Annotated in this window: 5 protein-coding genes; 1 reads left to right on the plus strand and 4 read right to left on the minus strand. The window is 72.9% G+C overall.

The genetic code is table 11. The features are described 5' to 3' along the window. The first annotated feature begins 16 nt into the window (after nt 1-16). On the plus strand, nt 17-3,322 hold the full coding sequence (locus tag G3A44_RS21690; protein WP_203561525.1) for an error-prone DNA polymerase: 3,306 nt from the start codon (nt 17-19) through the stop codon (nt 3,320-3,322). An 8-nt stretch (nt 3,323-3,330) separates the two neighbouring features. Here the strand turns inward: G3A44_RS21690 and G3A44_RS21695 are convergent, their stop codons facing one another. The 4 genes from G3A44_RS21695 to G3A44_RS21710 form a co-directional block, all read right to left on the minus strand. Next, complete coding sequence (locus tag G3A44_RS21695; RefSeq protein ID WP_163459839.1) at nt 3,331-3,594, minus strand: hypothetical protein; 264 nt, start codon at nt 3,592-3,594, stop codon at nt 3,331-3,333. 136 nt (nt 3,595-3,730) lie between these two features. Further along, nucleotides 3,731-4,072, minus strand: coding sequence for a hypothetical protein (locus tag G3A44_RS21700; RefSeq protein WP_163459840.1), 342 nt, complete (start codon nt 4,070-4,072; stop codon nt 3,731-3,733). Between the two features lie 220 nt (nt 4,073-4,292). Continuing rightward, nucleotides 4,293-5,165 (minus strand): heme-binding protein, encoded by an 873-nt coding sequence (locus G3A44_RS21705; RefSeq protein ID WP_163459841.1) that lies wholly within the window; start codon nt 5,163-5,165, stop codon nt 4,293-4,295. After that, the coding region (locus G3A44_RS21710) for a hypothetical protein (protein WP_163459842.1) at nt 5,162-6,180 on the minus strand (1,019 nt) is incomplete at its 5' end. The genes G3A44_RS21710 and G3A44_RS21705, both read right to left, overlap by 4 nt.

Raw genomic sequence — 6,180 nt, forward strand, 5'->3', positions numbered from 1 at the left:
TGGCTGCCCACCCGCCATGCCGCCGCCGCGTGCCACCGCCCCCGCCGCCCCGCCTGAGCTGCCGGCCTATGTGGAGCTGGGCTGCCTGTCCAACTTCAGCTTCCTCACCGGCGCCAGCCAGCCCGAGGAACTGGTGGCCCGCGCCCACCAACTGGGCTACGCCGGCCTGGCGCTGACCGACGAATGCTCCATGGCCGGCATCGTGCGCGCCCATGTGGCGGCGCAGAAGGTGGGGCTGCCGCTGCTGGTGGGCAGCCGCTTCGAGGTGCTGGCCGAGGCCCCGGCGCAGGCGGACGAAGCCACGCCCGAGGCCTGGGCCGCCGGCTGGCTGGAAGCGGAGGACGCGATGGATGCGGCGGTGGGCGGGGCGGCGCCGGCGCCTGCGCCTGAGGCCCCCGTCCCCACGCCCACCCCCGAGCCCCCCACCGGCCCGCCCTGCGCCTTCACGCTGGGGGTCATCGCCTGCCACCTGGCGGGCTACGGCAACCTGTGCGAGTTCATCACCCGGCTGCGCCGCGCCTCGCCCGAGAAGGGCCGCTACACCCTCACGCTGGACGACCTCACCCAGGCCGCCGCCACCGGCGCGCTGGCCGGCTGCGTGCTGATCGCCGCGCCGCAGCGCGGGGCGTCGCCGCCGCGCCTGCTGGGCCTGGCGCGCTGGCTGCTCACCCACTTCTCCGGCCACTGCTGGCTGGGGGTTTCGCTGCTGCGCCAGCTGGACGACGAGATGTGGCTGCACCGCCTGCGCCAGGCCAGCGCGCTCTCGGCCATCCCGCTGGTGGCCGTGGGCGATGTGCACATGCATGTGCGCTCGCGCAAGCCGCTGCAGGACGTGCTCACCGCCACCCGCGTGGGCCTGCCGCTGGCCGCCTGCGGCCACGCCCTGCAGCCCAATGCCGAGCGCCACCTGCGCACCCGCCTGCGCCTGGCCCAGACCTTTGCCCCCGAGCTGCTGGCCGAAACCCTGCAGGTGGCCGCGCGCTGCCGCTTCAGCCTGGACGAGCTGCGCTACCAGTACCCGGCCGAGGTGGTGCCCGCCGGCCAGACCCCCACCCAGCACCTGCGCCGCCTCACCTGGGAGGGCGCCGGCCAGCGCTGGCCCCAGGGCGTGCCCGCCAGCGTGGAGGCGCAGATCGAGCACGAGCTGCAGCTCATCGCCGAGCTGCGCTACGAGCACTACTTCCTCACCGTGCACGACGTGGTGGCCTTTGCCCGCGCCCGCCACATCCTGTGCCAGGGCCGGGGCTCGGCCGCCAACTCGGTGGTCTGCTACTGCCTGGGCATCACCGAGGTGGACCCGGCGCGCATGAGCGTGCTGTTCGAGCGCTTCATCAGCAAGGAGCGCAACGAGCCGCCCGACATCGACGTCGATTTCGAGCACGAGCGCCGCGAGGAGGTCATCCAGTACCTCTACGCCAAGTACGGCCGCGAGCGCGCCGCGCTCACCGCCGTGGCCATCACCTACCGGCCCAAGTCCGCCATCCGCGACGTGGGCAAGGCCCTGGGCATTGCGCCCGAGGTGGTGGACGCCCTGGCCAAGAACCACTCCTGGTGGGACGGCGCCGGCCTCAAGACCGAGCGTTTTGAAGAGCTGGGCCTGGACGTCAACGACCTGGCCCTGCGCCAGCTCATCGAGCTGACCGGGCAGCTCATCGGCTTTCCGCGCCACCTCTCGCAGCACCCCGGCGGCTTTGTGCTCACCCAGGGCCCGCTGGCGCGGCTGGTGCCCATCGAGAACGCCGCCATGCCCGAGCGCACCGTCATCCAGTGGGACAAGGACGACATCGACGCCCTGGGCCTGCTCAAGGTGGACGTGCTCGCCCTGGGCATGCTCACCGCGCTGCGCAAGAGCCTGGACCTGATCGCGCTGCGCAAGGGCCAGGCCTTCGGCCTGCAGGACATCCCGCCCGAGGACAGCACCACCTACGACATGGTCTGCCAGGCCGACACCGTGGGCGTGTTCCAGATCGAGAGCCGCGCCCAGATGAGCATGCTGCCGCGCCTGCGCCCGCGCTGCTTCTACGACCTGGTCATCGAGGTGGCCATCGTGCGGCCCGGCCCCATCCAGGGCGGCATGGTCCACCCCTACCTGAACCGCCGCCAGGGCAAGGAGCCCGTGTCCTACCCCAGCCAGGCCCTGCGTGAGGCCCTGGGCCGCACCCTGGGCGTGCCCGTGTTCCAGGAGCAGGTGATGCAGGTGGCCATCCTGGCCGCCGGCTTCACCCCCGGTGAGGCCGACCAGCTGCGCCGCGCCATGGCCGCCTGGAAGCGCAAGGGCGGCCTGCAGCAATACCACGCCAAGATCGTGGACGGCATGACCCGTCGCGGCTACGAACGCGCCTTCGCCGAGGCCATCTTCGAGCAGATCAAGGGCTTCTCGGAGTACGGCTTCCCGGAGAGCCACGCCGCCAGCTTTGCGCTGCTGGTCTACGCCAGCTGCTGGATCAAGTGCCACCACCCGGCCGAGTTCCTGGCCGCCATGCTCAACAGCCAGCCCCTGGGCTTTTATGCCCCCAGCCAGCTGGTGCAGGACGCCCAGCGCCACGGGGTGGATGTGCGCCCCGTGGACGTGATGCACAGCCACTGGGACTGCACCCTGGAAGACCTGCCCCATCCGCCCGCCGTGCGCCTGGGCCTGCGCCAGGTGGCCGGCCTGCGCGCCCAGAGCGGCCAGCGCATCGCGGCCGAGCGCGCCCGCGCCCCGTTTGACAGCACCGAAGACCTGGCCCTGCGCGCCGGCCTGGACCAGCGCGAGATCACCCTGCTGGCCGGCGCCGACGCGCTGGCCAGCCTCAGCGGCCACCGCCGCCAGCAGGTCTGGGACGCCAGCGGCCTGCGCCGCGCGCCCCAGCTGCTGCAGCACGCCCCGGTGGACGAAACCCCGCTGGACCTGCCCCCCGCCCCCGAAGGCGAGGACGTGGTGTGGGACTACGCCACCACCGGCCTCACCCTGCGCCGCCACCCCCTGGCCCTGCTGCGGCCCACGCTGCAGCGCCAGGGCTGGATGACCGCCGCCCAGCTCGACCGGCTGGACCCCGGCCGCCCGGCCCGCGCCTGCGGCATCGTCACCGTGCGCCAGCAGCCCGAAACCGCCCACGGCGTCATGTTCATCTCACTGGAAGACGAAACCGGCCCGGTGCAAGTCATCGTCTGGCCCAGCCTCAAGGCCCGCCAGCGCCCAACCCTGCTGCACGCCCGCCTCCTGGCCGTCAAAGGCACCTGGCAGCGCGAAGGCGAGGTGCGCAACCTCATCGCCGGTCATGTCCAGGACCTGACGCCCCTGCTGGGCCGCCTGGCCACGGGGAGCCGGGATTTCAGGTGAGGCGGTGGTCAGCGCTCCAGCGGATTGGCACCGCCGGCCCGCGTGGCGGAGACACGGAAGGTCACGGCAGGCACGCTGGCGTCCGTCGGGGAGGTCAGGGTGACGGTGGCGAATTCCGTTTTGTCCAAAGGGATGGCCGACATGTCGGCCTCAAGGACCAGCGCATTGCTGCCGGCCGAAGTGCTGCCCAGGGTGAGTTGGCTGCGGTCGGCAAGAAACGCCACCTCCACACCGTTGCTGCCCACGGTGCCTGCGCTCGGGGTGGCCTGCATGCGCTGCGCACGTGGCCCATCCGGCCAGCGGTTTACAAACGTTCACAGTGCAGGGGCGTCGGTGGCCCCATCCCGGTGCGCGCGGCGGCGCTGGCCCGTCCAAGGCGTCTGGCCGCACGAGGCTGGTCGCGTCAGCTCATCGCCCCCGCCCTGCAGCGCCCTGCGGCAACGCATGGAAGAACACCCAGGCCGTGAGCAGGTACACCAGGGGATAGGCGGCGACAAGGCCAGCCACTTGCAGCCAGGCCGACAGTCGGTCGGCATCCGGCGCCACGGCCACCTGGGCGACCGCCCAGATCACCCACACCGTGCAGGCCCCCAACAGCCCATAGGCCGCCACCGCCAGGGAGCCCCACAGCGCTGGCTGGTGAGGTGTGAGCCGCAGCGCACCGCTGCAGAGCCGGCGGGGCCATTGCACCAGCCGGTACACCGCCAGGCACAACACCAGGGGCAGGAGCAGCGCGGGCAACAGCATCATCGCCATAGTGTGTCATGCCGGCTTCTTTGCCGACATGGGCGTCCCCGCCGAGCGGGCGGGTTCATGCGCCACTGGATTCATGAATGCCAATGGCGCCTGACGGCCGCATCCTTTGCCTTCGTCCGGTCGGTGCGTCAGGCACCCTGACGCAAGGCATGGCAAGACGACAGAGCAAGGAGAAGTTGTGCCGGTGCCAGCGCTGGCGCTGGAACGAGGAACTTCACCGCCTGCGCAAGCAATTGACCGTCACATGCGGCCACTGGATGAGCCCGGCATCGCCAAAGCGGGGCAGGAAGAACAGGTCGACCTGCTGGCTGTACTGCAGTTGCAGGAAGGTGCCGCCCTGGCCGTCGTCCACCGTCTCCAGCCAGAAGCTGGCGCGCAGGCGGCGGCAGTCGGCGTGCTGGGTGATGAAGGGGATGTTGAGCAGGCCGCCGCCGGGCGGGGTGGTGTCTTGGTTGAAGGTGGTGGTGCGCAGCACCTTCTGGCCGGTGAGCTGGGCCTGCAGCACGGCGTTGGGGTTGTCGGCCCGGAAGGGGCCGGGCAGCAGGCTGAGTGATTCGGTGTAGCCCGGTGGGGTGGCCGGGCCACTGTCGGGCATGGCGCTGTTGTCGGGGAGGGTGGGCGGGCCGTCCTGGGTGCTGAAGCCGCCCAGGGCCAGGCCCACATTGCCGTGGGGCACCGAGAACAGCCGCGCCACCTGGGATGGGCCGCGTCCGTCGGGCGGGTTGAGCAGCAGCCACATGCCGTTTTCCAGGTGCAGGGGGGTGCCCTGCTCGGCGTCGGAGACGGTGAGGGTGTAGTGCAGGCCGGGCACCTGCATCAGGCCGGCGGCGCCGCCACGGTTGGGCACCAGCGCCCCGATGGCGGTGAATGCCAGGGTTTCGACGATGGGGTTGAGCAGGGCCTGGAAGCCGCTGGCGCCGCGCGGCACGCTGATGAGGTTCCAGCCGCAGGCCCCTTCCCAGGTGCCCACCAGATCGGCCAGCGGGCCGAGCTGTTCGGCCAGTTCCTGCGGGGCGTGGTCCAGGCGGATGTAGCCGGGCAGGCCGGCGGCCTTCCAGGCCAGGGCGGAGAGGGAGGCAGTGGTCATGCGGGTGTCAAGGGCAAGGCGGGTGTGGTGAGAGGGGTCGAGGCGCCACCCTGGACAGCCGGCATGGCCCCGGCGTGCCGGCGTGCCCAGAACGGCGCGTCGGGCCAGTGGTGGACCTGGGCGTGCAGGGCCTGGCGCTCGGTGGTGAAGCGCTGCCAGGCCTGTTGGGCCCGCAGGCCCCAGGCCCGGCCGGGGCCGGCGGGTTCGGCGCCGGCCAGCCAGGGCAGCAGCACCTGGTGGCAGGCGTCCAGCCCGTCGCGCAGGGCGCCGGACACGCCGGAGGAGCTGAGCGGGTCCAGACCCATGAGGGCGTCCCCCACGGCCAGCCAGCCGGGCCCGCAGGCGCTGGCCAGGCAGCCGCTGTGGGCGGCCACGGGATGCGGGGCGGCGGTGGTGTTGTCGTCGTCGTCACAGCCTGTCGCTGACGGCGGCAGGCGCGTGTCGGCCAGCCAGGCGCTCAGCTGCGGGGCCTGGGCCAGGGCGGTGCGCCAGGCGGCCGGGTGGCGCAGGCGGCGGGCCAGGTCCTGATCGGTCATCAGGGCGAGCTGGCGGCGGCCGTCGGGGCGCTGGCAGGCGTACCACCAGCCGTCGGGCACGGCTTCGATGAAGCTGCGCTGGGCCAGGGGATGGGGTTTGTCTTGCAGCGGCCGGGCGGGGGGGCCTTGGCCCACCAGGGCGACCTGGTGGTCCAGCCGCAGGCGGCGGTGGCCCAGCAGGCGCGCCAGGCTGGCGCGCCGGCCGCTGGCTTCCACCAGCAGGCGGGCGTGCAGCGCCCGGGGGCGGCCGCCGGGGGGGGCGCCGGCGTCTTCCACCTGCAGCCACCAGCGGGCGGCGGTGGCGCCGCCGGGGTGGGGGGCCGGGCCGGGGTGCTGCAGCTGGGCAGCCAGCAGCCGGGCGGGGGCGATGAGCGCCACCCCGGCGTCTTGTGCGGCCTGGCGCAGCCCGGCGTCAAAGGCCGGCCGGTCCAGCTGCCAGCCGGGGGGCAGGCGGCGGCGGGCAAAGTCGTCCACCCGCA

Source organism: Ideonella livida, assembly GCF_010499455.1.
Classification (GTDB): Bacteria; Pseudomonadota; Gammaproteobacteria; order Burkholderiales; family Burkholderiaceae_C; genus Ideonella; species Ideonella livida.